We start from the raw sequence: 26,191 nt of genomic DNA, 5'->3' as shown, positions 1-26,191 counted from the left end.
CGGCCAGAGTTCAATACTGGCGCCGGGGAACGGGCGTGCAGTCGCCTCAGATCACCCCGTGCCGCGGTGGAGATGTCCCGTTCAGCGTCCAACGGCCGATGTGCTGCAGCTTCCAGCGCGTCGCGTCGTGCAGGGTGTGGGTGCGTGCGTCGCGCCAGTAGCGCGACAGGTTGGCCGCGCCGGATGCGCTTCGGGTGCCGCCCAGTTCGAACACCGCGTTCGCGGCCTCGAGCGCGGCGCGGGTCGCCGCGACCTTCGCGGTGGCGACGTCGATCGATGCCGCCGCGGCGGTATCGGCGTCGAGGTCGGCGCGCGCGGAGTCCACCGAGCGGGCCGCGACGGTCAGCAGGGCTTGGGCCGCCCGCACCGTGACCGTCACCTCCCCGGCGAGCTGAGCCAGTAACGGATCGTCCACCGCGCGGTCGACTCCCGCCTCGAAGTGGGGACGGGCGCGGCCGGCCTGCACGACCGCCTCGCGCAGGGCGCCGGTCGCGATTCCCACGTCGATCGCGGCGTGCAGGATCTGTGCCCGTGCCCCGTAGGTGGTGGGCCCGTCGAACAACCCCGAGTACGGGACGATCGACGAGGCGGGCACCGTCACGCCGTCGAGGGTGACGGTGCCACTGGCGGTGGTGCGTTGCCCCATGCCGTCCCAGTCGTCGACGACGGTGAGCCCGGCGGCGTCGCGGGGCACGAACGCCACGGCCTTCGGAGTGCCGCGGCCCGGGGTGCCGCCGTCGCCGACCACACTGGCGCGCACGGCGATCCAGTCCGCGAAGAGGGCGCCCGTGCTGTAGAACTTGCGGCCCGAGAGGGTGAAATCCGCACCGGACGGGACGAGCACCGTGGTGTCCACGTCGACGGGGTGGGGGCCCCGTTCGCTCTGCGCGTTCGCGAACAGGGCTCCGGACCGCACCTCACCGTAGAAGAACTCCTGCTGATCCGGGGTTCCCTGCGACCGGAGCAGTTCGAGGAAGGTGAAGTGGGACTGGGGGATCTGCGCGATACTCGGATCCGCCTCGGCGAGGAGCCGGAAGATCTCCACGAGGGTCTCGGTGGGCACGTCGATCCCGCCGTACGCGCGGGGCACCGTCACCGCGCCGAGGCCCGATCCGGCGAACTCGCGGATCTGGGTGTGCGGCAGTTCGCGGTTCGCGTCGCGGAGCGTGGCGTTCTCGGCGAATCGCCGGCCCAGCACCGTGGCCGTCTCGAGCGCGTGGTCGCCGTTGGCGATTCCGGATGCGACGTCGGCAGTGCCCATCTCAGCGGACCCCGGCGGGAAGGAAGGGAACGCTTCCGGACACGGCGCCGCCGGCACCGCCGGTGAACAGGCCGCGTTCCCGCAGGACCGGTAGCACCCCCTCGCCGAACCAGTACAACTCCTCGAGGTGCGGGTATCCCGAGAGGACGAACTCGTCGATGCCCAGCGCGGCGTATTCGGCGATCCGGTCGGCGACTTCGGTATGGCTGCCCACCAGCGCCGTCCCGGCCCCGCCGCGCACGAGACCCACCCCGGTCCACAGGTTCGGCGCCACCTCCAGGTTACGGGCGTCGCGCCAGTCTCCGCTGCGCCGGTTGTTCTCGTGCAGGGCGAGCATGCGGCGCTGTCCTTCGGACTCGCTGCGTGCGAGACCCGCCTGTGCTGCGGTCACCGTGTCGGGGCCGAGTGCCGCGATCAGCCGGTCGGCCTGCGCCCACGCATCGGCGGCGGTGTCCCGGGTGATGACGTGCAGGCGGATGCCGAACCGGATGGTGCGTCCGCGCCGGGAGGCGAGTTCGCGGATCCATGCGATCTTTTCGGCGACGGCCGCCGGCGGCTCGCCCCAGGTGAGGTAGACGTCGGCGTGCTCGGCGGCCACCGGGCCCGCGGCGGCGGACGATCCACCGAAGTACAGCGGGGGGACAGGGCTCGGGAGCGTGGCCAGCGTGGCTTCCGAGACGTTCAGGTGCGTGCCGGAGTGGGTGACGGTCTCGCCGGCCCACAGCCGTCGGACGATCGAGAGGAACTCGTCCGCTCGGGCGTACCGCTCGTCCTTGCCGAGGTGGTCGCCGTACGCGCGCTGCTCGTGGGCCTCGCCGCCCACCACCACGTTGAGCAGGATCCGCCCCGGGGCGTGCAGAGAGAACGTCGCCGCCATCTGGGCGGCGAGGGTGGGGCTGATCAGTCCCGGACGGAACGCCACGAGGAAGGCGAGTCGCTCGGATTCGCGCGCCACCATTGCCGTGGTGAGGAAGGCGTCCTCGCACCATGCGCCGGTAGGGGTGAGTGCGCCGACGAATCCGAACTCCTCGGCGGCGCGGGCGATCGACGCCAGGTACCCGACGGTGGCGCGCCGATCACCGCGGGCCGCCCCGGCGGGCGTTCCGTGGCCGCCGCCGATGATCAGGCGGCTGTCGCCGTAGGTGGGAAGAAACCAATGGAATGCGAGGGACATTGTTGCGAGGTTAAGGGCGGGGCGGAGCGCGGGCCACGGTTGAAATCGGTCCGATTCCAATTCTGGTCCTCGCCGGACGCCTCCCGGCGCCGCCTGCCGAGCGGGACACGCGGACCGGACGACGAAAGGCGGGGCGAGAGTAAGGAACTCTCGCCCCGCATCTCGAACGACGGTCAGGACGCTCGGATGAGCCCGCGGTCCCCGGCACCGAAGCGGCGCAGGACCTCCACCACGGCGGGTGATGGCGTTGCCAGACCCCGTGATTCGAGCCACGGCAGGGTACCGTCGACGATGTGCTCGATCGTGAACTCGGCACCGAGCGGGAGGAGGGTCACGCCGTCGGCCACGCGGGTGGTGTGGATGTCGGCGATCAATCCGGCGAGACCGTGCGGGGTGCCGATGTAGGACAGGGTGTCTGCGCGACGACGGCCGTCGAGCAGCGCATACTGCTTGCGGGCGCTGTGGGCCTCCTCGGCGACGAGCACCTCGAGATCGACCAGGACACTGATGCTGTCGGGATCGCGACCGTCGGCTCGGGCTTCGGACCGTGCCCGTTCGCGGAGCTTCGCGCTCTCCCTCAGGTCGGCGGCGCGGATCCGGACCACGTTCGACGGCGAGGCGCTCAGGTCGAGCGCCGGTTCGTCGGCGCGTCCGGTGGTCAGATCGGCCCAGTAGTGCGGGCCCTCGGGCCCGGCAAGCTCGACGGCGATCCGCAGAGGGCGATCGAGTGATCGGATAGCTTTGTGCGACAAGGGTTTTCTCCTGGATCATGCGCCGCGCCGGTGGTACTCCGGCTCGGCGTGGCGGAAGGGGCTGTGAGCGGTCAGCCCGTACAGATGCCCGAGGAGGTCCGGCCCAGATCGACGTGACGACGGCGCCAGCGGGCGACGACGGTCGCTGCGGTCTCGGGTGCCATGGGAGATATCCTACACAATCGGTCGGGAATGCTCGATTCGGTGGTGAACCCGCCGTCCGGGTGGGTTCACCACCGGGGTCAGGCCGCGCGGAGCGCGGCGAGCCCCCACTCGCGCGCCAGCAATTCGTACGAACGCAACCGGTCCTCGTGCCGGTGCGTCACCGACGTGACCACGAGCTCGTCCGCCCCGGTGACGCGCTGCAGCGACTCGAGCCGCTCCGCCACGGTGGCGGGAGCGCCGACGAACTGGGTGATCAGCCGGTCGTCGACGAGGCTGCGCTCCTCGTCGGTCAGCGGTGCCGACGTGGCCGGGTCCGGGTACGGGACGGCCCCGTGGCCGGACCGGATGCTGTGCGTCCAGTGCCCGTACGTGGCCGCTAGGTCACGCGCGGTGGCGTCGTCGTCGGCGACGACCGCGTCGGCGGACACCACCACGTACGGCCGGTCGAGGAAGCGGGACGGGCGGAACGCCGCGCGGTACGCCTCGACCGCCTCGACGGTGGTGCCGGGACTGACATGGTAGTTCGCACCGAACGGCAGGCCCAGTCGTCCAGCCAGCGACGCCGACGGCCCCGCACTGGTCCCGAAGACCCACAGCTCGACGTCTGCGTCCTCGCCGGGGCTGGCGTGCAGCTCGATCCCGTCCTCGGTGCGATAGGTCCCGTCCAGCAGAGCGAGGATGTCGTCCACCTGCCCGTCGAAGTCCGGGGCCTGCGCCCCGGGTTGCTGCAATGCGGCGAACCCGGCGGCCAGGCGCGGGGAGGACAGCAACGGCCCGGGCTGGTACGGCGGCGGAATGACAAGGCCGTCGCGCACCTCGGTGGCGCGGTGCGATTCCTGTGCGGCGGCCCCGGACCGGGCGGCCGCGAGCGCTTCCGCCCGGCGCTGTCCCGACCGGCCGAGTCCCAGGTCGATCCTGCCCGGATACAGCGCGTCCAGCGTGCCGAACGCCTCGACCACACCGGCCGCGGTGTTGTGGCCGAGCTGAACCGCGGCGGCGCCGACGCGGATCGTGCTGGTGGCGGCGGCGATTGCGCCGATCAGCACGGCCGGCGACGACGACGCGACGGCGACGAAGTGGTGCTCGGCCACCCAATACCGGCGGTACCCCCAGCCTTCCGTCCTCCGGGCCAGGTCGACGGTGTTGTGCACCGCCTGCGCCGTGGTGGATCCCTCGCTGACGGGGGAGAGGTCGAGGACCGAGAGCGGCACCGGATTCGATGCGGTCGTCACCGGGCCTCCTCGTCGCGTGGAGTGCGTTCGCCGGCCTCGATGGCGAACGGCAGCCGGTTCTCCTCCGGGGCGATAGGGCACGTCGCCGCGTCGGTGAACGCGCACGGCAGGTTGGCGGCCCGGGTGAAGTCGAGTGTGACCGAGCCGTCGGCGGTCGGCGCGGCGACCTCGAGGATCCGCGCGGCCGGGTAGGTCGTCACGCCGCTGGTCCCGTCGGTGAACAGCACGCGCAGTGGACCCGAGCCGTCACCGAACGCGACGAGGCGGTGCTCGGAGCCGTCGTGGCTGAAGCGGATCAGTCCGGCCGCGCTGTGGTGGTGCTCGAGGCCGTCGACGACGGCGCCGGTGGTGACGGTCCGCACCTGATCGAAGGGCTCGAAACGGCCCTGCAGCACCCACTCCGGCGCGGGCTCGTACGCAGGGATTCCGGTGAAGGCCGCCAGAGCCGGCGATTTCGGGTCGTGGATGCGGACGGCGAACCGGCCGGTGCGGCGGATGATCTCGGCGTAGCCGTCGCCGGCCGCGACCCGGACACCGGGTGCGCCCTCGATCGGCTCGTGCACCTCGGTTCCGCCGTCGGATTCGAGGAGCACGCGCTCGCCGTCCACCCGCCACGATCCGGGCACCTCGTCGAGGATCGTGGGCTCGGTGTCCAGCCAGTACAGCCCGGTCAGGCTGAGCCAGCCGTCCGGGCTGCGCAGCGCCTCCTCACGGGCTGCGTGCCAGCTCCGCCAGTCCTCGGTGAACGTCTCTCGGTCGAGTGTGGTGGTCACGATGCCTGGACTCCTTCGTCGATCTCGTGCGGGTGGCGCAGGTCGAGGTGACTGCGCAGGGTGGTGCCCTCGTACTCGGTGCGGAAACTGCCGCGTTCCTGCAGCAGCGGCACGACCTTGTCGACGAATTCGTCGAGGCCGCCGGGGGTGAGGTGCGGAACCAGAATGAAGCCGTCGCTCGCGTCGGTCTGCACATAGCGGTCGATCTCGGCGGCGACGTGTTCGGGCGTGCCGACGAACTGCTGCCGCGCGGTGACCTCGATGATCAGTTCGCGGATGCTGAGCTGCTCGGCCTCGGCTTTCTCCCGCCAGGCCAGCGCGACGGCGCGCGGATCCTTGGCGTGGCGGACGCGGCCGCGCGTGATGTTCAGGTTGTCCTCCGGTTCGACGTCCGGCAGCGGCCCCTCGGGGTCGTACCCGGACAGGTCGCGGCCCCACACCTGCTCGAGGAACGCGATCGCGGTCTGCGGGCTCACCTGCTGCAGCCGGATGTGGCGGGCCCGCTCGGCCGCATCCTCCGCGGAGTCGCCGAGGACGAACGTCGCAGCCGGCAGGACCTTCAGGTCGGCGTGGCTGCGCCCGTACTTCGCGAGGCGACCCTTGATGTCGGCGTAGAAGGCGTGGCCCTCCTCGAGGGTGCCGTGGCCGGTGAAGATGGCGTCGGCCTTGGCGGCGCCGAATTCGCGGCCCTCGTCCGAGTCGCCGGCCTGCAGGAGCACCGGGTGTCCCTGCGGGCTGCGTGGCACCTCGAACCGCCCGGAGATGTCGAACTGCGTGGTGTGGATGTCGAACGGAGCGATGTCGGAATCCGCCGCGAAGATGCCGTTTTCGCGGTCGACGACCGGTGCTCCGGGTCGCCAGCCGTCCCACAGCCGCCGGGTGACGTCGACGATCTCGTGGGCGCGGACGTAGCGCTGCGAGTGGTCGAGATAGCCGCCACGCCGGAAGTTCTCACCGGTGAAGGCGTCGGAGGAGGTGACGAGGTTCCACGCGGCGCGGCCGTCGGACAGATGGTCGAGGGTGGCGAACTGCTTGGCCAGTTCGTACGGCTCGTTGAAGGTGGTGTTGATCGTGCCCGCGAGCCCGAGGTGGGTCGTCGCACCGGCGAGGGCCTCGAGAACTGTGAGGGTGTCGGGCCGACCGACGACGTCGAGATCGTGGATGCGGCCGCGGTGTTCGCGCAGCCGCAGTCCCTCGGCCAGGAAGAAGAAGTCGAACAGTCCGCGTTCTGCGGTCCGGGCCAGGTGCAGGAAGGACTCGAAGTCGATCTGGCTCTTCGATTCGGGATCCGCCCACACGGTCGTGTTGTTGACGCCCGGGAAGTGCGCGGCCAGGTGGACTTGTTTTCGAACGGTGTTCTGCGGCATGGTGATCGTCCTCCTCAGGCGGTGGCGTAGCGGTTGGCGGGGCGCGGCAGGCCGAGACGGTCCCGCAGGGTTCCGGTGGACGTCGGGACCTGTGGCCGCAACACCGGCAGGACCCGTTCGGTGAGCGCCGCGACCGTACCGGCGAGGGCCAGCGGACGTAGCACCACGCCGTCCAGGCCGTCCACGTCCCCGAGGAGTGCGAGCAGCCCGGCCGGGCCGCCGAGGTAGAACAGCGACTCCGGCGTGTAGGCAGCGCCGGCCCAGTTCTCGAGCTGGGCCAGGTCCGCGGCGGCGGTGGCGTCGTCCGCGGCGAGCAGCACGTCGATGTCGAGCAGCACCGCCGGTCGCCGATCACCGGCCTGCGCGCGCAGGCGCTCGGCCAGGTTCGCGGCGGACCCGAGGTCGGCGGCCTCGATACGCACGAGATCGGCGCGTTCCGCGGCGAAGTCGAATGACTTCTCGTCCGCTACCGCAACCGCGACGAGGGGCCGACCCTGGGGTGACCGGGGCGTGATCGACGGACCTTTGACGGAGAAGTGCTCGCCGACGAAGTCGATGTAGTGCAGCTTGTCCCGGTCGACGAACCGGCCGGTGGCGACGTCGCGGATCTCGGCGTCGTCCTCCCAGCTGTCCCACAGGCGGGCCGCGACCTCGGCGGCTTCGGCGGCCTCGGCCCACAGTGAGCCGGTGTCCTGGGTGCCCTTGCGGCCGAACAGGGCGGCCCGGTCCTCGCCCTCGGAGACGGCGACCTGCCACCCCGCACGACCGGCCGTGGTGTGGTCGAGGGTTTGTACGGCCTTGGCCACGTGGAACGGTTCCGTGTGGGTCACCGTCGCGGTGGGGATCAGCCCGATCCGCGAGGTGACTGCGGACAGGCGCGCGGCGACGCCGACCGCTTCGAGCCGGCCGCGCACGGTGTCCGCACCGGAGTCGATACCGAACGAGTCCGGGATGAAGGCCAGGTCGACGCCGGCACGGTCCGCACGGCTCACGAAATCCGCCCAGTAGCGGGCGGTGAACACGTCCTCCGCGCGTGAATCCGTGCGACGCCACGAATGCGGATGCGTGCCGGTTCCGCGGAATTCGAGGGCGAGCAACAACTGTGAACTATCGGGCATGCCGAACCTTCCCTGGAATGGCATCGAGCAGCAGTTTCGTGTACTCGTGCTGTGGTCTTTCGAAAATCTCTGCAGTGGTTCCCGATTCGACGATTTCGCCGGACCGCATCACCGCGACGGTGTCGCTGATCTGCCGGACCACGGCAAGATCGTGGGAGATGAACAGGTAGCTCAGCCCCAGCTCATCCTGCAGGCGGGCGAGCAGGTCGAGGATCTGCGCCTGGACCGACACATCGAGCGCGGAGACGGGCTCGTCGAGCACGAGGAGTTCCGGGTGCAGCGCGAGCGCACGGGCGATCGCAACGCGCTGTCGTTGTCCGCCGGACAGTTCCGCGGGTCTGCGCTCGAGGTGTGCCGTGCTCAGCGCCACCTGCCCGAGCAGCTCCGCAACACGTTCGGCGCGCTCGCTTTTCGTGCCTATGCCGAAGGCTTCGAGCGGTTCGGCCACGATGTCGCGAATGCGGAGCTTGGGATTCAGGGCCGCATAGGGGTTCTGGTGGACGATCTGCACCCGGCGGCGGAGCTCGCGCAGGTCCCGGCCGCGCAGCGCGGTGATGTCCCGCCCGTCGAACCGGACCTGCCCGGACGTGGCGGATTCCAGTCGGATCGCGATGCGGGACACCGTGGACTTGCCGGAACCGGACTCGCCGACCAGGGACAGAGTGTGACCGCGCGGAACCGAGAGGGAGACGTCGCGCACCGCCTCGAGCGACGTGCGCCGGTCGATGCGGAAGGTCCTCGAGACCCCGGACACGGTGAGCAGGGGTTCCGCGGGTCCGCGGCCGGGCCGGGCCGCGGCGCCGGCAAGGCTCGGTGCGGCGGCGACGAGCGCCCGGGTGTACTCGTGCCGGGGGTCCTCGAGGATCTGCCGGGCCGGCCCGGCCTCGACGATCCGGCCCTGGCTCATCACGACGATGCGGTCGGCGCGGTCGGTGGCGACGCCGAGGTCGTGGGTGATGAGCAGGACCGCGGTACCGGTCTCGGCGATGCGGCTGTCGAGGTGGTCGAGGATGCGCCGCTGCACGGTGACGTCGAGGGCGCTGGTCGGCTCGTCGGCGATGACGAGGTCCGGCCGGCATGCGAGCCCGATGCCTATGAGCACGCGCTGCCGCTGCCCGCCGGACAGGTCCTGCGGGTACTGCCTGGCACGGAGTTCGGGATCGTCGAGCCCGGCTTCCGCGAGGATGCGCCGCGCGTCGGTCTTCGCGGTGCGCCGGTCGGCGAGACCGTGGATACGCAGGACCTCGGCGACCTGGTCACCGATGCGGACGACCGGGTTCAGGGACGTGGTGGGGTCCTGTGGCACGAGTCCGATGCGGGCACCGCGCACCTTCTCGAAGGCGCGTTCGGGCAGGGAGTCCAGTCGCTGCCCGTCGAACGTGACGGTACCGCCGGTGATCCGGCCGCTACCCGACAGCAGGCCGAGGATCGCATGTGCGGTCGTCGACTTGCCGGAACCGGACTCGCCGACCACCGCGACGACCTCACCCCGGGAAAGCGTGAAGCCGACTCCGTCCACCGCGGTGACCGGGTCGCGACGGCTGCCGTACTCGACCCGCAGGTCGCGTACGTCCAGCAGGGGCGCGGTCATCGAGTGCTCCGTTCTTCGATGGCGTGACCGAGGCGGTGCGCCGACAGGACGACCGCCACGATGACCAGGCCGGGCAGTGTCGTCATCCACCAGGCAGTGGCCAGGTAGTTCCTGCCTTCGGAGATCAACGATCCCCATTCCGGGGTGGGCGGCACCGCGCCGAAGCCGAGGAAGCTCAGCGACGACACGGCGAGCACGGCCATGCCGAACTCGACCGCCGCGAGCGCGACGACGGGGGCGTACGAGTTGCGCAGCACGTGCCGGCGCAGGACGGTGTGCCAGCGGGCACCGCATGCGAACGCCGCCTCGACGTACAGGGCGCGGCGCACGCGCAGGACCTCCGACCGCATGACGCGGGCGAAGTTCGCGACGAGCCCGACGCCGACCGCGATCGCCACGTTCATGGTGCCGAATCCGAGGGCGGTGACGAGCGCCAGGGACAGCAGCAGTGCAGGGATGGACAGCAGAACATCGACGACCCGCATGAGTAGCCCGTCGACCGCTCCGCCGACCGCACCGGAGAGCAACCCGACGAGCGAGCCGACGACGAGAGCGATTCCGACGGCGACGAGCGTCGCGGTCAGGGACAGGCCCGCACCGTGCACGACCCGGGTGTACACGTCGCGCCCGATGTTGTCGGTGCCGAACCAGTGCGCCGCGGACGGCCCCTGCAACTTGTCGGCCGGGACGCCCTGCAGCGGATCACCGGACGCGAAGACCGAAGGGAACAGAGCGAAGCCGACGGCGAGGAACAGCACAGTCGTCGAGACCACGAGAATCCCGTAGCGGCGCAGGGCGCTCGTCGCTCCCCGGAGCCGGGACGGTCCGTGTGGCCCGGCCGCGGCCTGCGCGGATGCGGCGACCGGTTCCCGGATCAGGACGTCAGACATGAGCCTTCCTCTCCTCCTCCACCGCGAAGCCGGTGAGTTCGGTGGTCAACTCGGCGGGCGTCGGATGCGAGGGCGAACCGCCGCCGCGACGGCCGTCGGCGATGCGCGGATCGATGAGCGGATAGACCAGGTCCACCGCGAGGTTGACGAGCACGAAGATCACCGCACTGAAGACCACGATGCCCTGGACTACGGGAATATCCTGCGCCAGAACCGAAGTCTGGGTCAGTCGACCGACACCGGCGCGGGAGAACACCGTCTCGACGACCACGGACCCCGCCAACAGGTTACCGACCGTCACCCCGGCGATGGTGAATGCGGGGATGCTGGACAGCCGCAGTGTGTGCCGGGTCTGGATGCGCCACCGGGACGCGCCCTTGGCGCGAGCTGCTTCGACGAACGGTTGCCGCCATGTGGTCTGCAGGCTCGCGGCGAGGACCTGCGCGATCACCGCCCCGGTGGGGAGCGCGAGGGTGATCGCGGGCAGCACCAGATGCTCGATGCCCTGGTCGCCGAATGCCGGAAGCAGCTTCATCCGGAACGAGAAGAGCTGGAGTAGAAGCAGTCCCACCCAGAAGGTCGGAACCGCGACACCGAGCGGCGGCAGCGAGAACAGCGTGCTGCGCAGCCACCGGGCGCGCGTGTACGTGGCGACGAACGCGATCGAGGTGCCGAGGAGCACGGCGAGCGCCAGGGCGACCGCGGCCAGGGCCAGGGTGCTGGGTACGGCGGCGGCGATCGCTTCGGTCACGGGTTGTCCCGTGACGATCGAGATGCCGAAGTCCCCCCGGACGGCGTTGCTCAGCGCAGTGAGGTACTGCCCCGACAACGGCCGGTCGAGCCCGTACCGCTCCTGCAGTTGCGCGACAGCGGCCGCATCCACCGGTGTGCCGCTGCCGGCGCCGTCGACCGCGATGCTCACCGGGTCGGACGGCAGCAGGTACAGCACGCCGAACGAGACGGTGAACGCCGCCCACAGCACCAGCAGCGCCTGCACGAGCCGGGAGCCGAGATACCTGGCCATGGTCTACTCGCTCAGCCAGGTGTCGAAGAACTGCAACCGGGCGGAGGCCTCGAACTTCAGGTCCTGCACCGCCCCCGCCGCACCGATGGCCTGGGACAGCTCCACGGTCGGCAGCCACAGGCCGTTGTCGAGGACGAGCTGCTGTGCCTGCTCGCTCAGCTCGCCGCGTTCGGCCGGGTCGGTGGTGCGCAGCTGCGCAGACAGGACCTCGTCCAGTGCCGGGATCGGGCCGCGGTTGTTGAGGTTGCGCCCGTCGAGTCCGAACGTGGTGCGCAGGATGTCGCCGTCGGCGCGCGTGCTGTTGTAGTAGGTGGCGTCGAAGTCCTTCGCACCCTGCCGGGCAGTGGCTTCCGGGGTGGAGACCAGGTCGAGCTGCAGGTCGATACCGACCCCGCGCAGCTGCTGCTGCACGAGCTCGAGGATCGCCTGGTTGCCGGCGAACACCGAACTGAACAACACCGAGAAGGACAGGCGGTTGCCGTCCTTGGCACGGATGCCGTCCGGGCCGGGAACCCAGCCGGCGGCGTCGAGGATCGACTTCGCCTTCTCCGGGTCGTAGGCGACGTCGTCGAGCGCGACGTAGCCAGGGGTGCGGGAGGCGAGGGTGCTGGTCGCGGGCCGGAAATCGGGGCCGAGGACGGTGTCGACGAGTTCCTGGCGGTCGAGGGCCGGCACGATCGCGGCGCGCACCGCCGGATCGGTCAGGACGCCACGGGTGACGTTCGGCTGGAAACCGAACGGAACACCCGGGTTCGGTGTGGTGAGGATCCGTCCGCCGCTGCCTTCGATCTGGGAAGCGTCCTGCGGCAGCGCATCGCTGATCGCGTCGAGCTGGCCGGATGCGAGGCTGCCGGTGCGTACACCGGACTCCGGGACGATCGTGAACTCGATGCGATCGAGGTAGGCCTCGCCGTCGTGCGCGAACACGTCGGATCCCCACGCGTATCCGGTGCGCTTGACCAGCGTGGCGGACTTGTCCTGCTGGTAGTCCTCGTAGACGAAGGGACCGGTGCCGGACAGGTTGCCGGCGCAGCGTTCCTCCGCGGACTTCGCGACGTCGCTGTCGGACAGGAAGCCGAGCTGCAGCGTCGACGACGCCTGCAGGAACTGCGCGTTCGGACCGGCGAAGGACACCTGGGCGGTGAGCGGATCGAGCACCGTGGTGCCGGTGTACCCCGACAGGTAGCTCGCCGCCAGCGCTGCCTTGGCGCCGGTGAGGGTCTGGACGATCGCGTCGAAGTTCTTCTTCACCGACTCCGCGGTGAACGGGGTGCCGTCACTGAATGTCACGCCGTCCTTCAGCCGGAACGTGAACGCCGAGGCGTTCCCGTTCACCTCCCAGCTTTCGGCGAGCCACGGCTTCAGTTCACCGGTCCCGGGGTCCTGATCGGTGAGCGAGTCGACGATTTGACGGGTGACGTAGATGGTCTGGTTGCTGCCGGCCTGCGCGGGATCGGCACACGTGGGGGCCTGGGACAGGCCGTAGCGCAGGGTGCCGCCGGGCTGCGGGGTGCCGCCACCGGAGGAAGTGCCCGCCGTGTCGGTGCCGCACGCGGCGAGCCCACCGGCGAGGATTGCGGCGGTGGCGCCCGCGACGGCGCGACGTCGGGCGGCAGAGGTGAACGGAACAGGCACCGGGGAACTCCATGATCTCGTGAGGCGCCGGTGGCACCGCGCTTCGCGATGCCACCGGCCGGGCAGACGGTCGTAGTTCTTCGACTGGAAGGCGCCGCTCAGGCGCGACAGGACCGTGGGCGACAGAGGCCCGAGCACTGACGGCACAGGTCGACGTGCAGGCGCGCCCACGCACCCACGAACCCCTCGCCTGCCATACCTTCTCCTCCATCGTTCCCGGCGGTAGCACCCTCACCTGCGGTGGCAGGGGGTTGCTGCGACGTCCTCGAGCCGGGTCTCTCGGTCGCTCTGGATGGTTCCCGGTGACCGTACGCGTTGCGAACGAGTTCGGAGAACCCTTTCGCTCACAGTGATCGAAACCCGACGCCGGCACGACGGCGCCGGTCGGCGAGCGCACAGAGCAGCGACACCGAGAGCATGGCGGCGCACACCGCGAGGCCGGCCGACGCGGCACCGGCGAAGTCGTCCCCGTCCGTCGCCAGCGCCGACAGATACAGGCCGGACACCGCGGCGAGGGCGACCGTCGCGGACAACCGCTGTGACAGTTGCAGGAACCCGGCCGCGACACCGTGACCGCCCTCCGGTGACGACTCGAGCGTCAGCGCCCGGTTGGGTGCATCCACGAATCCACCCGAGAGGCCCGACAGAGCGGCCAGCGCCACGAACACCGGCATCGTGGCCTCGTGCTGCACAGCGGCGGCGTAGCCACCGACGACGGCGATCTCGGCTGCCACCACCACGACGACCGTCACCCGGCCGTATCGCGCGACGACCCGCCACCCCACGGCAGAGGCGACGGCCATCGCGGCGGCAGCGGCGGACAGCACGGCGGCCGCCTGGACAGCGGCATAGCCGCGCCCCTCGATGAGATACAGGCTCACGACGGTGTTCAGGGACAGCACCGCACCGAACCAGAACAGTGCGACCAAGGTGCCGAGGACGTATCCGCCGGATCCGGTCAGTTCGGGAAGCAGCACGGGCTTGCCGCCGCGCGCGGCGACACGGCGTTCCCACCACAGGAAGGTGGCGAGTGAGACCGCCGCTCCCCCGACGACGAACACCGCACCCACCGGACCCGGATCGGAGACCACGGGCAGCATGACCAGCGTCGTGGCCGCCGCGAGGAGTGCGAGGCCCCCGGCATCGACCCCGCTGCGGGCCGACGGTCGTCCCCGATCCGGGGGCAGGCGGCGTGCAGCCAGCACGAGTGTGACGAGTGCGCACGGCACGTTGAGAATCAGCAGAACGCGCCACCCGTACTCCCCGGGCGCAGCGCCGAGCACCAGCCCCCCGACGAGCGGACCGCACAGCCCGGCGAGGCCCCCGGCGGTGCTGTAGGCGGCCAGTGCCCGAGCGCGCGCCGGGCCGGTGTAGTTCTCGGCCAGGATCCCGAGCACCTGCGCGCTGATCAGGCCGGCCCCGGCCCCCTGACCGGCCCGTGCGGCGACGACCGTCCAGGGGTCGGACGCGACAGCTCCGCACACTCCCATGACCGCGAAGAGGGTCATGCCCGCGAGGAACAGCCGCCGCCGGCCGGCCACATCGCCGAGCCGGCCTGCCGGGACCAGCGCAAGACCGAAGCTGAGCGAGTATGCGGCCAGGATCCACTGCACCTGTGAAACGCCCGCGTCGAGACCGGTCCGCAGGGCGGGGAGGCCGATGTTCAGCACCGACGAATCGAGCAGGGTGGTGAAGCCGGCGGCCGCACAGACCGGCACCACCGACGTCGTCTGCCGGGGCGTCTGCGCCCGATCGGTGAGTGTCACGCGGGAGGGGGGCTAACCGCCGACCGCCACCGGATCGGCCGGTACCCGCAGCCCGAGGTTGTGCCGCAGCGTGGTTCCGGTGTACTCGGCGCGGAGGACACCACGGTCCTGCAGCAGGGGCACCACCTCGTCGACGAAGTCGTCGAGTCCCCAGGGCACGAGGTGGGATCCGAGGATGAACCCGTCCGAGCCGTCGTTCTGCACGAAGGCGTCGATCTGCTCGGCGATCCGTGCCGCGGTACCGACGAGGGGTCCGCGCTCGAACTGGTCGATCACGACCTCTCGCAGGGTCAGCTTCTTCTCCTCCGCGATCGCGCGGAGCCGTGCGACGGTCTCGAACCGGTCCTGGTGGACGAAGGCCCGTCCCTGGATGATCGACTCGGCGTCGGGGTCGGGATCGATGTCCGGCAGCGGGCCCTCCGGATCGTATTCGGACAGATCCCGATTCCAGATGTGCTCGAGCAGGATCAGGGCGGTCTGCCCGGTGACCTGCTGGTTACGGATCTCGTGGTACTTCTCGACGGCCTCGGCCTCGGTGTCCCCGATCACGAAGCTCGCCGACGGCAGGATCTTGATGTCGTCGGCGGAGCGGCCGGCAGCGATCGCCCGGGCCTTGACATCTCGGTAGAAATCCGTGGCCTCGGGCAGTTTCCCGTACGGGGAGAAGATGGCATCGGCGTTCGCGGCAGCGAAGTCCCGGCCCTGCGGGGACACCCCGGCCTGGAGGATCACCGGGCGTCCTTGGGGGCTGCGCGGAACCGTGAACCTGCCGTGCACGTCGAAGTGGTTGCCGTGGTATGCGAAGGTGCCGGCGTCGGGTCGACGCAGGAACCGGCCGCCGGCCTTGTCGGCGACGATGTCGTCGCTACGCCACGAATCCCAGAGATGACGGATGAGCGTCAGGTTCTCGTCCGCGCGCTCGTACCGTTGGGAGCGATCCAGGAAGCCGCCGCGGCGGAAGTTGCGCCCGGTGAAGGCATCGAAGGAGGTGACCACGTTCCACGCGGCCCGGCCGCCGGAGAGGTGATCGAGAGAGGCGATCTGCCGAGCCAGCTCGTACGGCTCGTTGAAGGTCGCGTTGATGGTGGCGGCCAGGCCGAGGTGGTCCGTGACGGCGGCCAGCGACGCGAGGACCGTGAAGGTGTCGGGCCGACCGATGATGTCCTGATCGAAGATCCGGCCCGCACGCTCGCGCAGCACGAGGCCCTCGGCGAGGAAGAAGAAGTCGAACTTGCCGCGCTCGGCGGTACGGGCGGTGTGCTCGAAGGTCGAGAACTCGATCTGGCTGCCTGCCCGGGGATCCCACCATGCGGTGTGGTGATTGACACCGCCGAGGTAGGCCCCGAGGATGACCTGCTTGCGTGTGCTCATCGGTCGTGTCCTTCGGTTCCGGCCGTGGTGACGGCGTAGCGGTTGGGAACGTCGGTCGGCAGATCCAGAAGTCCGCGCAGGGACGTGCCGGGGTATTCGGAGCGGAACAACTCGCGCTGTTGCAGGATCGGGACGAGCACGTCGACGATGACGTCGAGGTCGTCGACTGCCACCCCGGGTCGGAGCCGGAAGCCGTCGATACCCTGTCGACGCCACTCACCGATCCGGTCGGCGAGTTCGGCCGCCGACCCGGTGAACACGAGTGCATCCGAGTCGAAGGCGCTGCCCGCGAGTGCGTCGAGACGCCGGAGCCGCTCGGCTCCGCTCTCGCGCGGTGTGTCGAGGAAGACCACGAGGTCCGCATACACCCGCAGCGGTTCACCGACCCGCCCGACCCGCACGCCCGCCGCCGTGACCTCGTCGACGAGGTCACGCACACGGCGGGTGTCCGACGGGGTGACGAACACCAGATCGGCCTGCCGCGAAGCCAGTTCGTACGGAAGGTCGCGGTGGGCCAGCAGTGCGACCACCGGCTGTCCCTGCGGCGGTCGGGGGGTGATCGACGGCCCCCGAACGTGGAAGAACCGGCCTTCGAAGTCGATGTAGTGCAGCTTGTCGCGGTCGATGAACCGTCGCGTCCTCACGTCGCGGAGCTCCGCATCGTCCTCCCAGCTGTCCCACAGCCGCCGAACAACCTCGACGGCGTCGGCGGCCTCGTCGAACAGGTCGTGGACGAACTTGGGCAGGCGATTCTCGGCGAGCGCCTGCCGGTTGCGCTTGTCGAGTCCGGGGATGTCGCGCCGGCCGAAGTGTGCGGCCTCCTGCGCGGAGGAGGACACCTTGACCTGCCAGCCGGCGCGGCCGTGCGATGTGTAGTCGAGGGTGGCCAGCGCCTTGGACACGTGGAACGGTTCGGTGTGCGTGGTGGTGATCGTCGGGATCAGCCCGATGTGCCGGGTCGACGGTGCAACCCGCGCGGCGATCAGGTGCGCATCGAGCCGGACTCGTACCCGGTCCACCGCGTCGGGGTCCTCACTCGTGTACGGGTTCGACGGTACGGCAAGGGAATCCTCGATCGTGACGAAGTCCAGCAGTCCACGCTCTGCCGTGGTGACGAGATCGGTCCAGTACGCGGACGAGCTCAATTCGTCGGGACGGGAATTCTCTTCACGCCAGGCGGCGGGATGCCAGCCGGCGCCGTCGAGAGCGACGGCGAGGTGGACGGGTGCTGTCGAGGTCATCGGCGAGACTCCTGGTCGGTGTGCGGCGGGGATCGGTGGCGTCACACGGGTGTCCGGCCACCGGGGTGTCCGGCCGCGGGGCGCACCGGCAGCACCGCGGGCTCGCGATGCTGCCGGGCCTGATGGGAGGATTTCGGGCCGGGGACCGAGCCGGCGGGCGATCAGGGTTTCTCGGTCGCTCTTGATGGTTCCCGCCGAGGATAGGACGCACGGCCCCGGTTCCTGAACCGTTGCACTCACCGTGAACGAAAAGACTTGCGGCGGAGGAGACCGCGCCGCAGCCAACCACACGAGAATCGGACGTCCACACCCGTCGCGACGGCTGTGGACGTCCGATTCGTGCATTGCCTCGAGCCGCTCGGCGCGGTTCAGTCCGTCCGCAACCGGATCAGCATCTTCTCGAAGGGGTGCGGCCCGATCTCCTCGGCCGGTCGGCCGGGATCGAACAGGGCGGTGTATCCCGCGGCCAGGTACAGCGCGACTGCCTCGGGTTGACGCCACCCGGTGGTCAGGTAGATGCGGGCGTACCCCCTCCGGGCCGCCTCGGCCTCGAGTTCCTCCAGCACGAGTCTGCCGAGTCCGCGCCGCCGGTGCTTTTTCGACGTCCAAATGCGCTTGAGCTCAGCGGTGGTCGCGTCGTAGCGCCGGAACGCGCCACCGGCGACAGGTTCGCCGTCCTCGACGAGCACCAGCAACGTGCCGTCGGGTTCGGCGAACTCGTCGGCCGGGTGGGTGGTGAGGGTATGGATCTGCTCGTCGAGCGGACGTTCGTAGCGGGTGCTGTATTCGACGGCGAGTTCGGCGAGCAGCGGGGCGGCCAGCGGGTCGTCCTGCCGCACGGTGCAGACCTGGATGTGGCGGGCGGTGGTCATCGCGCGGTCACCGCCTCGCGGGTGCCGAACCGGAACGGCTCCGGTGCGACGGTCGTGCCCTCGACGAGACCTGCGATCAGCTCGCCGATCGCGGGGGCGAACTTGAAGCCGTGCCCGGAGAAGCCCGCGGCCACGACGACGGCGCCGATGCGGTCCACGACGAAGTTGCTGTCGGGTGTGCTGGTGTACAGGCAGGTGTCGGCCACGGCGCTGCCCGGGTCGACGCCGGGCAGCCATCGGGCAGCGTAGGCGGCGAGCCGCGCGACGCCGGCGGGGTCGACCCGGAAGGTTCTCGTCTCGGGCGTCACTTCGGGTCCGGTGCCGTGCTCGCCGATCTTGATGCCGTCCTCGGCGCCCAGCCCGTAGATGCCGGCTGTCGTGAGCAACGCGCCAGGGTGATGCACGAAGCTCGGCCAGTCGGGCCCCGTGACGGGAACGAAGTGTGCGGGCTGCTCCTGCGTGGTGCGCATCGTCGGGAGGAGGGGCGCCGGATCCGAAGCCTGGTTGAGCAACCGGTGCGACCACGCGCCGGCCGCGACGACGACATGCCGGGCGCGCACCACCGCGTCCGGGGTGACCACGTCGACGCCGTTTCCGTGACTGTGCAGGCTTTCGACCACGGTCCCGTGCCGCACGTCGGCCCCGGCCTGCGCCGCGGCATCCTGGAACGCGGCGACCGCGCGGTCGGCGTGCAGCCGTCCCGCCTCGGGATGATGCACGACGGTTGTGTCGAACCGTATTCCGGGCCAACGACGTTCCGCGGCACGCGGCTCGAGGACCTCGTGCCGGACGCCGAGGGCGGCCAGCGACCGGGCACGTGCCTCGACGACGGCGGGCAGTCCGTGGTCGACCGCGCCGGTGAGGGTCAGTACCTCCGTGCCCGTGGTGTCCTGCAGGTGCCGCCAGAGCGGCAGGGCACGGCCGGCGAGGGCCGTGTAGAACTCGCCGTCGTAGGCTTGCCGGTAGATGCGGGAACTGCCGTGCGAGGCGCCGCGACGGTGACCCGGCTCGAACTGTTCGAGCAGGATCACCACCTTCCCGCGGGCGGCCAGGCGCCACGCCGCCGCCGACCCGATGACGCCGCCCCCGACGATCACGATGTCGGCCCGGAGCTCCACCTGACTCATTGCTGTCCCTCCCCTGGCTGTCGTCCGGCTACTGCTTCTTCGGCAGGCCCGGAGGATTGATCACCGAGGTCGCGACAGCCTCGTTCGCGATACCCCATCGGTCGAGCACCTGCTGGTAGGTGCCGTTCTCGATGACGTGGTTGAGTGCCGCGTTGATCGCCTCGATCAGGCCGTTGTCCTTCTTGGTCAGGACCGCGATCTCGCCCTGCAGGTCCGCACCCGCGCCGGAGAACGTGCCGGCGATCTCGGTCTCCCCGGCCTGGATGACGTGGAACGACGCGGACGGATTGGGCCCGAAGTAGGCGTCGATGCGGCCGGAGCCGAGCGCGAGGTAGTAGTCGGTGGCGTTCTGGAAGTAGAGGATTTCGGTGGGCTCGAGGCCCGCGGCGACGTTCTGCTCGTTCCACTCGACGAGGAGCGCCTCCTGGTTGGTGCCGGAGCTCACGCCGACTTTCAGACCCGCGACATCCTTCGGATCCTTCACCTCGATCCCGCTGTCCTTCTTCACCTCGAAGGCGAGGTTGTCGAGACGGTAGGTGGAGAAGTCGTACTTCTCCTTGCGTTCCTCCGTGACGGTGACATTGGAGATGAACACGTCCGCTTCACCGGAGTCGACGCGCACGAAGTTCTGTGCCCAGTCCGCGGCGGTGAGCTCGACGTCGAGGTCGAGAACGTCGCCGAGGAGATGTGCGAAGTCGGTCTCGGACCCGATGATGGTCTTGTCGTCGTCGGCATAGAACCGCAGCGGGGGTGCGGTGCCGGCGGACCCTGTGACGATGAGGGTGCCGCGGTCGCGGATGGGCTGCGGGACCTTGGCGGCGATTTCGGGTACGGAGTCGGTGGTGATGCGGTTCTGGTCGGCGGTGAGGTTGTAGCCGGAAGAGGTGGCCGCGTCGGGCTCGTCGGTGCCGCTGCCGGAGCTGCAGGCGGCGACCGACAGCAGGGCGACGGCGGTCAGGGCCGAGGCGACCAGCCTCGTGCGTCGGGTGAACGCGGACATCATTGCCTTTCGGGAGGACTTCAGAGGACTTTGGACAGGAAGGCGCGGGTGCGTTCCTGGGTGGGTCGGTCGAGAACCTGCGCGGGCGGCCCCTGTTCGACGACGACGCCGCCGTCCATGAACACGACGGTGTCGGCAACCTCACGCGCGAAGCCGATCTCGTGGGTGACGATCACGAGGGTCGCGCCGTCGCGGGCCAGGTCGCGGATCACCTCGAGCACCTCGCCGACCAGTTCGGGGTCGAGCGCGGAGGTCGGCTCGTCGAACAGGATCACGGCCGGGCGCAGCGCGAGTGCGCGGGCGATGGCGACGCGCTGCTGCTGCCCACCGGACAGCTGTTTGGGGTAGTCGTGGATCTTGTCGCCGACACCGACCCGGTCGAGCAGTTCCCGGGCGAGCGTCTCGACCTCGGTGCGGTCGCGACGCTGCGCGGAGATCGGCGCCTCGACCACGTTCTCGAGCACGGTCAGGTGCGGGAAGAGGTTGAAGTTCTGGAACACGAATCCGATACGCGACCGTTGACGGAGGATGTCCTTCTCTCGCAACTCGTGCAGCTTGTTGCTCCGGCGGCGGTAGCCGACGAGTTCGCCGTCGATACGGACCGTGCCGCGGTCGACCTTCTCGAGGTGGTTGAGTGTGCGCAGCAGGGTGGACTTGCCGGAGCCGGAGGGGCCGAGGATCACCGTGACCTCGCCCTTGCGGACTTTCAGGTCCACACCCCTCAGGACCTCGAGGGATCCGAACGACTTGTGCACGCCCCGGACGTCGACGGCATACGTGGTGGGGTCGACCGGCGTGGTCATCGGGTGGCTCCGCGGGGTGCGGCGATACCCGAGTCACGGATCTCGCGGAACTTGCCGACGGTCTTCTGCCAGGGGGTGAGCGGGAGGGCGCGGGACGAGCCGCGCGCGTAGTGCCGCTCCACGTAGTACTGGACGATCGACAATGCGGTGGTGAGCACGATGTACCAGACGGTGGCCACCATGAGCAGCGGCACGACCCGGCCGTTGCGGCCGAAGACGACCTGCACCTGGTAGAACAGCTCGGCGATCGCCATCGTGGAGACGATCGAGGTGCCCTTGAACAGGCTGATGACCTCGTTGGCGGCGTTGGGCAGAATCGATCGCATGGCCTGCGGCAGAATAATCTTGAAGAACTGCCGGCGACGAGGGATGCCCAGGGTCTGCGACGCTTCGATCTGGCCGTGGTCCACGGAGATGACGCCGGCGCGGATGATCTCCGCCGAGTAGGCGGCCTGATGCAGGGCCAGGCCGATCACCGCGGCGGTGAAGCCGGAGATCACGCCGGTGACCTCGAACTCGAAGAACGACGGTCCGAACGGGACACCCAGCGACAGCGTTCGGTACAGGTACGCGATATTGAACCAGAACAGCAGTTGCACGATGAGCGGGATGGATCGGAATGCCCAGATGTACACCCAGGAGATCACCTGCAGGACGGGATTCCTCGACAGCCTGCCGACGGCGAGCAGCACGCCGAGCCCGAATCCGAGAACCGTTCCCCACACGGTGAGTTCGATGGTCACCACCAGGGCCGAGAGCACGGACTGTGCGGTGAAGTACCGAGCGAACGTCGCCCAGTCCCAGCCCGGGTTGGTAGCCAGGCCGTGCACGAACTGCGCCACCAGGACGAGGGCGAGGGCGGCGACCAGCCAGCGCAGCGGGTGGCGGGCGGGGGCGACGATCAACCCTGCGTCGTCGGGCTCCGCGGTGCTCGCCGGCGCAGGACGGATCCCGGTCGGCGCGCTCACGCCGACCCACCGGGGAAAGCGTTCATCGGGTAGTACCTTTCACGGATCTCGGGTGAGTGATCGGCGTGCACACCGGGAGGGCGGGGCGCGTGGACACCACTCTCGCCCGGCGGGGTCCTGCTCGTCACGGATTCCGATCCGGTTGATTCGAACCCGGCTCCGGACCCGAGAAGTCCGCGGGGATACTGCACCTCTGAATGGCCGAATGTCACACGGGTTCGATCTACTCGAACCCGTGTGACATTCGGTCGTGTGCAGCAGCGGTGCGCGGGCGTGGGGCTAGCCGATCGGCACCCGCGTCGTCTCAGGCAGCGCCGGTTCCTCGGTCGCGCGTGCATAGACGGTCTCGCCGGGTGCGAGACCGAGAGCGCGTGCGTCACCGCGGGTGACCTGCGCGGTGAAGTCCTCACCGGTCGCGGAGTTGCGCAGCTCGACGCGGACCTCGAACCCGAGGTGCACGACCCGCTCCACCGTCGCGCGGGTGACACCCACGGACCCGGTGGCGTCCGCGTCCCGGGCCGAATCGAATTCGCGGCCGAGACGGATGTCGTGCGGCCGCACCAGCTTTCCGTTCAGCTTGGAGACATTGCCCAGGAACGACATCACGAAATCGTTCGCGGGCCGGTCGTACAGGTCCTGCGGGGTTCCGACCTGCTCGATGCGGCCCCGGTTCATCACGGCGATTCGGTCGGCGACGTCGAGCGCTTCCTCCTGATCATGGGTGACCAGCACGGTGGTCACGTGCACCTCGTCGTGCAAGCGCCGCAGCCACGTGCGCAGGTCGGCGCGCACCTTGGCGTCGAGCGCGCCGAACGGTTCGTCGAGCAGCAGCACCTTGGGATCGACGGCGAGGGCGCGGGCCAGGGCCATGCGCTGGCGCTGGCCGCCGGACAGCTGTGCCGGATAGCGTTGCTGGAACCCGTCGAGCCCGACGATGCCGAGCAGTTCGTCGACGCGACGGCTGATTTCGGTCTTGGGCCGCTTACGGATCTTCAATCCGAACGCGACGTTCTCGCGGACGGTCATGTGCTTGAACGCCGCGTAGTGCTGGAAGACGAAACCGATGTCCCGCTTCTGCGGGGTCACGCCGGTCACGTCGTCGCCGCCGATGCGCACGATGCCGTCATCGAGGGTTTCCAGTCCGGCGATGGACCGCAGCAGCGTCGACTTACCCGAGCCGGAGGGTCCGAGCAGCGCGGTGAGCGATCCGGACGGGATCTCGATGTCGACGTCGTCGAGGGCCGCGAAGTCGCCGTAGTTCTTTCGTGCGCCCGTGACGGTGATCATCTGGTACTCCTCTTGCGGTCGAGCAGGGTCATCAGCAGCAGCACGATCACGGCGATGGCCATGAGCAGGGTCGCGGCGCAGTAGGCGCCGAAGGTGTTGTGGTCGTCGATGTAGCGGGAGTGCACCAGCAACGTCAGGGTCTGGGACACGCCGGGGAAGCCGGACGAGACCATGATGACGGCCCCGAACTCGCCGAGCGCGCGGGCGACAGTGAGGACCACGCCGTACGTCAGGCCCCACCGGATCGAGGGCAGGGTGATGCGCCGGAACGTCTGCCAGCCGTTCGCGCCGAGTGTCGCAGCGGCCTGCTCCTGTTCCTGGCCGATCTCGTGGAGCACCGGTTCGACCTCGCGCACGACGAACGGCAAGGTGACGAAGATCGTCGCGATCACCATGCCGGGTAGCCCGAATATCACCTTGAATCCGAGGGATTCGACACCTCCGAACCACCCGCCGGCACCCCACAGCATGATCAGGGCGACACCGACGACAATCGGTGAGACGGCGAACGGCAGGTCCACCACGGCTTGCAGCAGCCCGCGACCGCGGAATCGGCCGCGTACGAGTGCAAGTGCGACGACGACACCGAACACGACGTTGACGGGCACCACGATGGCGACGATCAGCAGCGACAGGTTCAACGCCGAGATCGCCGCGGGCGTGCTGATCGACTGGAGGAACGCACCCACGCCGTTCTCGAATGTGCGGTAGAGGATCACCCCGATCGGAACGATCAACAGGACCAACAGGTAGCCGAGTGCGATCGTCCGCAGCGAGATTCGCGTCCACGGGGAGACCTTCATCGGTCCTCCTCCTCCCGGCGCAGGCTGCGTCCGGCTGCCAGGCGCAGCACGAACAGCACGACGAAGGCGATGAGCAGCAGTGCCACGGACACCGCGGCAGCGTTCACCGGGCGGTCGATCTCGATCTGCTGCTGGATGTACTGCGACGCCACCTGGGTCTCGTACGGGATGTTGCCGCCGATGAGCACGATCGATCCGTATTCGCCGAGGGCGCGGGCGAACGCGAGCCCGGCACCGCTGACGACAGCCGGGGTCAGCACGGGCAGTACCACGGACCGGAAGACGGTCAGGTTGTTCGCGCCGAGGGACGCCGCGGCCTCTTCCACCTCTCGGTCCGCTTCGAGGAGCACCGGCTGCACCGAACGCACCACGAACGGCAGCGTCACGAATGCCAGCGCGACGACGAGCCCCGGCTGGGAGGCGTTGAGATGGATACCGATCGGGCTCTCCGGCCCGTACAGCGCCAGCAGCACGATGCTCGCCACGATGGTGGGCAGCGCGAAGGGCAGGTCGATCAGGGCATTGACGAACTTCTTGCCCGGGAACTCGTCGCGCACCAGTACCCACGCGATGAGGGTGCCCATGACCACGTTGACGACCGCGACGATCGCGGAGACGACCACGGTGATCCGCAGCGTCGCCAGCGCGGCCGGGGCGGTGACGGCGTTCCAGAAGCCACTCGGGCCGTCGGCGAACGCGTCGGCGGTCAGCGCCGCGAGCGGCAACAGAACGATGACGGACAGCCACAGCACGGACACTCCGATGCCGAGCGGTCCGACCGTGCCGGTGGCTGCGCGCAGCGGAGTGCGGCGGCGCGGCGCCGGGGCGGGAGCCGGCATCGGTCCCACCCCGGTGGCGCTGTCGGTGATACTCACTGTCCGGGCTCTACTTCGTGGCGTTGTCGTAGATCACGGCGATCGAGCCGGTCTCGGCCTTGAACAGCTGCTCGTCGACAGCCTTCCAGCCGCCCAGGTCCGCGATCGTCCACAGCTTCGCCGGCTGCGGGAAGTCGGCCGCGAACTCCTCCGCCACCGCAGGGTCGACGGGCCGGAAGCCCGCCTCCGCCCACAGGCGCTGCGCCTGCGGGGTGTAGAGGAAGTCCGCGAACGCCCGTGCCTTCTCGGCGTTCTTCGAATTCGTGAGCACTGCAGCCGGATTCTCGATCTTGAAGGTGATGGGCGGGGTGACGTGCTCGACCGGGTCGCCGTTGCGCTCGATGAACAGCGCCTCGTTCTCGTAGCTGAGCAGCACGTCGCCGGAGCCCTGTAGGAACGCCTCGGTGGCCTCGCGACCGGACTTGGGCTGGATCTTGACGTGCTCGTTCACGAGTGTGGTGACGTAGTCCAGACCCGCCTGCGGGTTCGCGCCGCCGTCGCTCTTCGCCGCGTAGGGGGCGAGCAGGTTCCACTTGGCCGAGCCGGAACTGAACGGGTTGGGCGTGACGACCTCGAGGCCGGGCTGGAGCAGGTCGTCCCAGTCGGTGATGTTTTTGGGGTTGCCCTCGCGCACCACGATCGTCACCACCGACCCGAAGGGAATTCCGTTGTACGGAACGGAGTTCCAATCGGCCTCGACGAGCCCGGCGTCGACGAGACGGGTGATGTCCGGCTCGACGGAGAAGTTGACGAAGTCCGCCTCTGCGCCGTCCTTGACCTTCCGGGACTGATCGCCGGAGGCGCCGTAGGACTGCTGGAACTCGACGCCCGCACCCTCCTCGGTGGCCTGGAAGGCGGGGATCAGCTTGTCGAATCCGGGCTTCGGCACGGCGTACGCGTACAGGTTGATCGTGCCGCCGGAGCCGTCGCCGCTGCTCTCACCTCCGCCCACGGTGTCGCTGGATCCGCCGGAGCACGCGGTCAGCACGGTCGCGCCGAGGGCGGCGAGGGCGGTGACGAACAGACCCGAACGTCTCTTCATGAGGTGATGCCTTTCCTGCAGGAGTGTCTCTGTGCGAGACCGGGGGAGGGCCGG

At 69.6% G+C, this 26,191-nt stretch carries 23 protein-coding genes and 1 riboswitch; all 23 genes read right to left on the bottom strand.

Annotated features, from left to right (window positions below; translation table 11 throughout):
* Positions 1-46: 46 nt before the first annotated feature.
* On the bottom strand, positions 47-1,261 hold the full coding sequence (locus AC2IPW_RS24390; RefSeq protein ID WP_054371813.1) for an SfnB family sulfur acquisition oxidoreductase: 1,215 nt from the start codon (positions 1,259-1,261) through the stop codon (positions 47-49).
* Between the two features lies 1 nt (position 1,262).
* The gene (locus tag AC2IPW_RS24385) at positions 1,263-2,435 is read right to left on the bottom strand and encodes an LLM class flavin-dependent oxidoreductase (protein ID WP_054371814.1); all 1,173 of its coding nucleotides are present in this window, start codon (positions 2,433-2,435) and stop codon (positions 1,263-1,265) included.
* A gap of 173 nt (positions 2,436-2,608) precedes the next feature.
* On the bottom strand, positions 2,609-3,187 hold the full coding sequence (locus tag AC2IPW_RS24380) for a hypothetical protein (protein ID WP_395704397.1): 579 nt from the start codon (positions 3,185-3,187) through the stop codon (positions 2,609-2,611).
* 242 nt (positions 3,188-3,429) lie between these two features.
* Positions 3,430-4,584 (bottom strand): LLM class flavin-dependent oxidoreductase, encoded by a 1,155-nt coding sequence (locus AC2IPW_RS24375; protein ID WP_054371816.1) that lies wholly within the window; start codon positions 4,582-4,584, stop codon positions 3,430-3,432.
* Positions 4,581-5,357, bottom strand: coding sequence for a DUF1684 domain-containing protein (locus AC2IPW_RS24370; protein ID WP_054371817.1), 777 nt, complete (start codon positions 5,355-5,357; stop codon positions 4,581-4,583). The genes AC2IPW_RS24375 and AC2IPW_RS24370 overlap by 4 nt, the downstream gene beginning before the upstream one ends.
* Positions 5,354-6,724 carry an NtaA/DmoA family FMN-dependent monooxygenase gene (locus AC2IPW_RS24365; RefSeq protein ID WP_054371818.1) on the bottom strand — a complete coding sequence of 457 codons (1,371 nt, stop codon included), beginning with the start codon at positions 6,722-6,724 and terminating at the stop codon, positions 5,354-5,356. Before AC2IPW_RS24365 ends, AC2IPW_RS24370 begins: the two co-directional genes overlap by 4 nt.
* A gap of 14 nt (positions 6,725-6,738) precedes the next feature.
* The gene (locus AC2IPW_RS24360) at positions 6,739-7,842 is read right to left on the bottom strand and encodes an LLM class flavin-dependent oxidoreductase (RefSeq protein ID WP_054371819.1); all 1,104 of its coding nucleotides are present in this window, start codon (positions 7,840-7,842) and stop codon (positions 6,739-6,741) included.
* Positions 7,832-9,433, bottom strand: coding sequence for a dipeptide ABC transporter ATP-binding protein (locus AC2IPW_RS24355; protein WP_486375887.1), 1,602 nt, complete (start codon positions 9,431-9,433; stop codon positions 7,832-7,834). The genes AC2IPW_RS24360 and AC2IPW_RS24355 overlap by 11 nt, the downstream gene beginning before the upstream one ends.
* A complete protein-coding gene (locus AC2IPW_RS24350) occupies positions 9,430-10,323 on the bottom strand; it encodes an ABC transporter permease (protein WP_054371821.1) in 894 nt (297 codons plus the stop codon). The genes AC2IPW_RS24355 and AC2IPW_RS24350 overlap by 4 nt, the downstream gene beginning before the upstream one ends.
* Positions 10,316-11,347, bottom strand: coding sequence for an ABC transporter permease (locus tag AC2IPW_RS24345; protein WP_416062197.1), 1,032 nt, complete (start codon positions 11,345-11,347; stop codon positions 10,316-10,318). Before AC2IPW_RS24345 ends, AC2IPW_RS24350 begins: the two co-directional genes overlap by 8 nt.
* Positions 11,348-11,350: 3 nt before the next feature.
* On the bottom strand, positions 11,351-12,982 hold the full coding sequence (locus AC2IPW_RS24340) for an ABC transporter substrate-binding protein (RefSeq protein ID WP_054371823.1): 1,632 nt from the start codon (positions 12,980-12,982) through the stop codon (positions 11,351-11,353).
* A 204-nt stretch (positions 12,983-13,186) separates the two neighbouring features.
* A riboswitch (SAM riboswitch) is annotated at positions 13,187-13,281 on the bottom strand.
* A gap of 45 nt (positions 13,282-13,326) precedes the next feature.
* Positions 13,327-14,748 carry an MFS transporter gene (locus AC2IPW_RS24335; protein ID WP_486375886.1) on the bottom strand — a complete coding sequence of 474 codons (1,422 nt, stop codon included), beginning with the start codon at positions 14,746-14,748 and terminating at the stop codon, positions 13,327-13,329.
* A gap of 12 nt (positions 14,749-14,760) precedes the next feature.
* On the bottom strand, positions 14,761-16,119 hold the full coding sequence (locus tag AC2IPW_RS24330; RefSeq protein ID WP_486375885.1) for an NtaA/DmoA family FMN-dependent monooxygenase: 1,359 nt from the start codon (positions 16,117-16,119) through the stop codon (positions 14,761-14,763).
* Entirely contained in the window at positions 16,116-17,360 is a 1,245-nt protein-coding gene (locus tag AC2IPW_RS24325; protein WP_486375884.1) for an LLM class flavin-dependent oxidoreductase, read from the bottom strand. Before AC2IPW_RS24325 ends, AC2IPW_RS24330 begins: the two co-directional genes overlap by 4 nt.
* 368 nt (positions 17,361-17,728) lie before the next feature.
* Entirely contained in the window at positions 17,729-18,232 is a 504-nt protein-coding gene (locus AC2IPW_RS24320; protein WP_054371826.1) for a GNAT family N-acetyltransferase, read from the bottom strand.
* Entirely contained in the window at positions 18,229-19,359 is a 1,131-nt protein-coding gene (locus AC2IPW_RS24315) for an FAD-dependent oxidoreductase (RefSeq protein ID WP_486375883.1), read from the bottom strand. Before AC2IPW_RS24315 ends, AC2IPW_RS24320 begins: the two co-directional genes overlap by 4 nt.
* 28 nt (positions 19,360-19,387) lie before the next feature.
* Positions 19,388-20,362, bottom strand: a complete 975-nt coding sequence (locus tag AC2IPW_RS24310; protein ID WP_119700192.1) for an ABC transporter substrate-binding protein — start codon at positions 20,360-20,362, stop codon at positions 19,388-19,390.
* Between the two features lie 17 nt (positions 20,363-20,379).
* On the bottom strand, positions 20,380-21,162 hold the full coding sequence (locus AC2IPW_RS24305; RefSeq protein WP_486375882.1) for an amino acid ABC transporter ATP-binding protein: 783 nt from the start codon (positions 21,160-21,162) through the stop codon (positions 20,380-20,382).
* Positions 21,159-22,130 carry an amino acid ABC transporter permease gene (locus tag AC2IPW_RS24300; RefSeq protein WP_486375881.1) on the bottom strand — a complete coding sequence of 324 codons (972 nt, stop codon included), beginning with the start codon at positions 22,128-22,130 and terminating at the stop codon, positions 21,159-21,161. Before AC2IPW_RS24300 ends, AC2IPW_RS24305 begins: the two co-directional genes overlap by 4 nt.
* 279 nt (positions 22,131-22,409) lie before the next feature.
* Complete coding sequence (locus tag AC2IPW_RS24295; protein ID WP_416062188.1) at positions 22,410-23,417, bottom strand: sulfate/molybdate ABC transporter ATP-binding protein; 1,008 nt, start codon at positions 23,415-23,417, stop codon at positions 22,410-22,412.
* Entirely contained in the window at positions 23,414-24,220 is an 807-nt protein-coding gene (gene cysW, locus AC2IPW_RS24290; RefSeq protein ID WP_140189042.1) for a sulfate ABC transporter permease subunit CysW, read from the bottom strand. Before cysW ends, AC2IPW_RS24295 begins: the two co-directional genes overlap by 4 nt.
* On the bottom strand, positions 24,217-25,059 hold the full coding sequence (gene cysT, locus AC2IPW_RS24285; protein WP_486377063.1) for a sulfate ABC transporter permease subunit CysT: 843 nt from the start codon (positions 25,057-25,059) through the stop codon (positions 24,217-24,219). The genes cysW and cysT overlap by 4 nt, the downstream gene beginning before the upstream one ends.
* Before the next feature lie 46 nt (positions 25,060-25,105).
* Positions 25,106-26,137, bottom strand: a complete 1,032-nt coding sequence (locus AC2IPW_RS24280) for a sulfate ABC transporter substrate-binding protein (RefSeq protein WP_301914263.1) — start codon at positions 26,135-26,137, stop codon at positions 25,106-25,108.
* Positions 26,138-26,191: the final 54 nt, after the last annotated feature.

This window comes from Rhodococcus sp. NS-SX18, assembly GCF_057367935.1.
Note: the sequence above shows the minus strand (reverse complement) of the source record. Positions and strands in the feature narration are given on the sequence as shown.

What these genes read in the sequence shown, in the direction of transcription:
- AC2IPW_RS24355 (WP_486375887.1), bottom strand. Translation starts at nt 9,433, where the DNA reads ATGACCGCGCCCCTGCTGGACGTACGCGACCTGCGGGTCGAGTACGGC.
- cysT (WP_486377063.1), bottom strand. Translation starts at nt 25,059, where the DNA reads ATGCCGGCTCCCGCCCCGGCGCCGCGCCGCCGCACTCCGCTGCGCGCA.
- AC2IPW_RS24330 (WP_486375885.1), bottom strand. Translation starts at nt 16,119, where the DNA reads ATGAGCACACGCAAGCAGGTCATCCTCGGGGCCTACCTCGGCGGTGTC.
- AC2IPW_RS24390 (WP_054371813.1), bottom strand. Translation starts at nt 1,261, where the DNA reads ATGGGCACTGCCGACGTCGCATCCGGAATCGCCAACGGCGACCACGCG.
- AC2IPW_RS24315 (WP_486375883.1), bottom strand. Translation starts at nt 19,359, where the DNA reads ATGAGTCAGGTGGAGCTCCGGGCCGACATCGTGATCGTCGGGGGCGGC.
- AC2IPW_RS24325 (WP_486375884.1), bottom strand. Translation starts at nt 17,360, where the DNA reads ATGACCTCGACAGCACCCGTCCACCTCGCCGTCGCTCTCGACGGCGCC.
- AC2IPW_RS24305 (WP_486375882.1), bottom strand. Translation starts at nt 21,162, where the DNA reads ATGACCACGCCGGTCGACCCCACCACGTATGCCGTCGACGTCCGGGGC.
- cysW (WP_140189042.1), bottom strand. Translation starts at nt 24,220, where the DNA reads ATGAAGGTCTCCCCGTGGACGCGAATCTCGCTGCGGACGATCGCACTC.
- AC2IPW_RS24360 (WP_054371819.1), bottom strand. Translation starts at nt 7,842, where the DNA reads ATGCCCGATAGTTCACAGTTGTTGCTCGCCCTCGAATTCCGCGGAACC.
- AC2IPW_RS24385 (WP_054371814.1), bottom strand. Translation starts at nt 2,435, where the DNA reads ATGTCCCTCGCATTCCATTGGTTTCTTCCCACCTACGGCGACAGCCGC.
- AC2IPW_RS24345 (WP_416062197.1), bottom strand. Translation starts at nt 11,347, where the DNA reads ATGGCCAGGTATCTCGGCTCCCGGCTCGTGCAGGCGCTGCTGGTGCTG.
- AC2IPW_RS24365 (WP_054371818.1), bottom strand. Translation starts at nt 6,724, where the DNA reads ATGCCGCAGAACACCGTTCGAAAACAAGTCCACCTGGCCGCGCACTTC.
- AC2IPW_RS24310 (WP_119700192.1), bottom strand. Translation starts at nt 20,362, where the DNA reads ATGATGTCCGCGTTCACCCGACGCACGAGGCTGGTCGCCTCGGCCCTG.
- AC2IPW_RS24350 (WP_054371821.1), bottom strand. Translation starts at nt 10,323, where the DNA reads ATGTCTGACGTCCTGATCCGGGAACCGGTCGCCGCATCCGCGCAGGCC.
- AC2IPW_RS24320 (WP_054371826.1), bottom strand. Translation starts at nt 18,232, where the DNA reads ATGACCACCGCCCGCCACATCCAGGTCTGCACCGTGCGGCAGGACGAC.
- AC2IPW_RS24295 (WP_416062188.1), bottom strand. Translation starts at nt 23,417, where the DNA reads ATGATCACCGTCACGGGCGCACGAAAGAACTACGGCGACTTCGCGGCC.
- AC2IPW_RS24280 (WP_301914263.1), bottom strand. Translation starts at nt 26,137, where the DNA reads ATGAAGAGACGTTCGGGTCTGTTCGTCACCGCCCTCGCCGCCCTCGGC.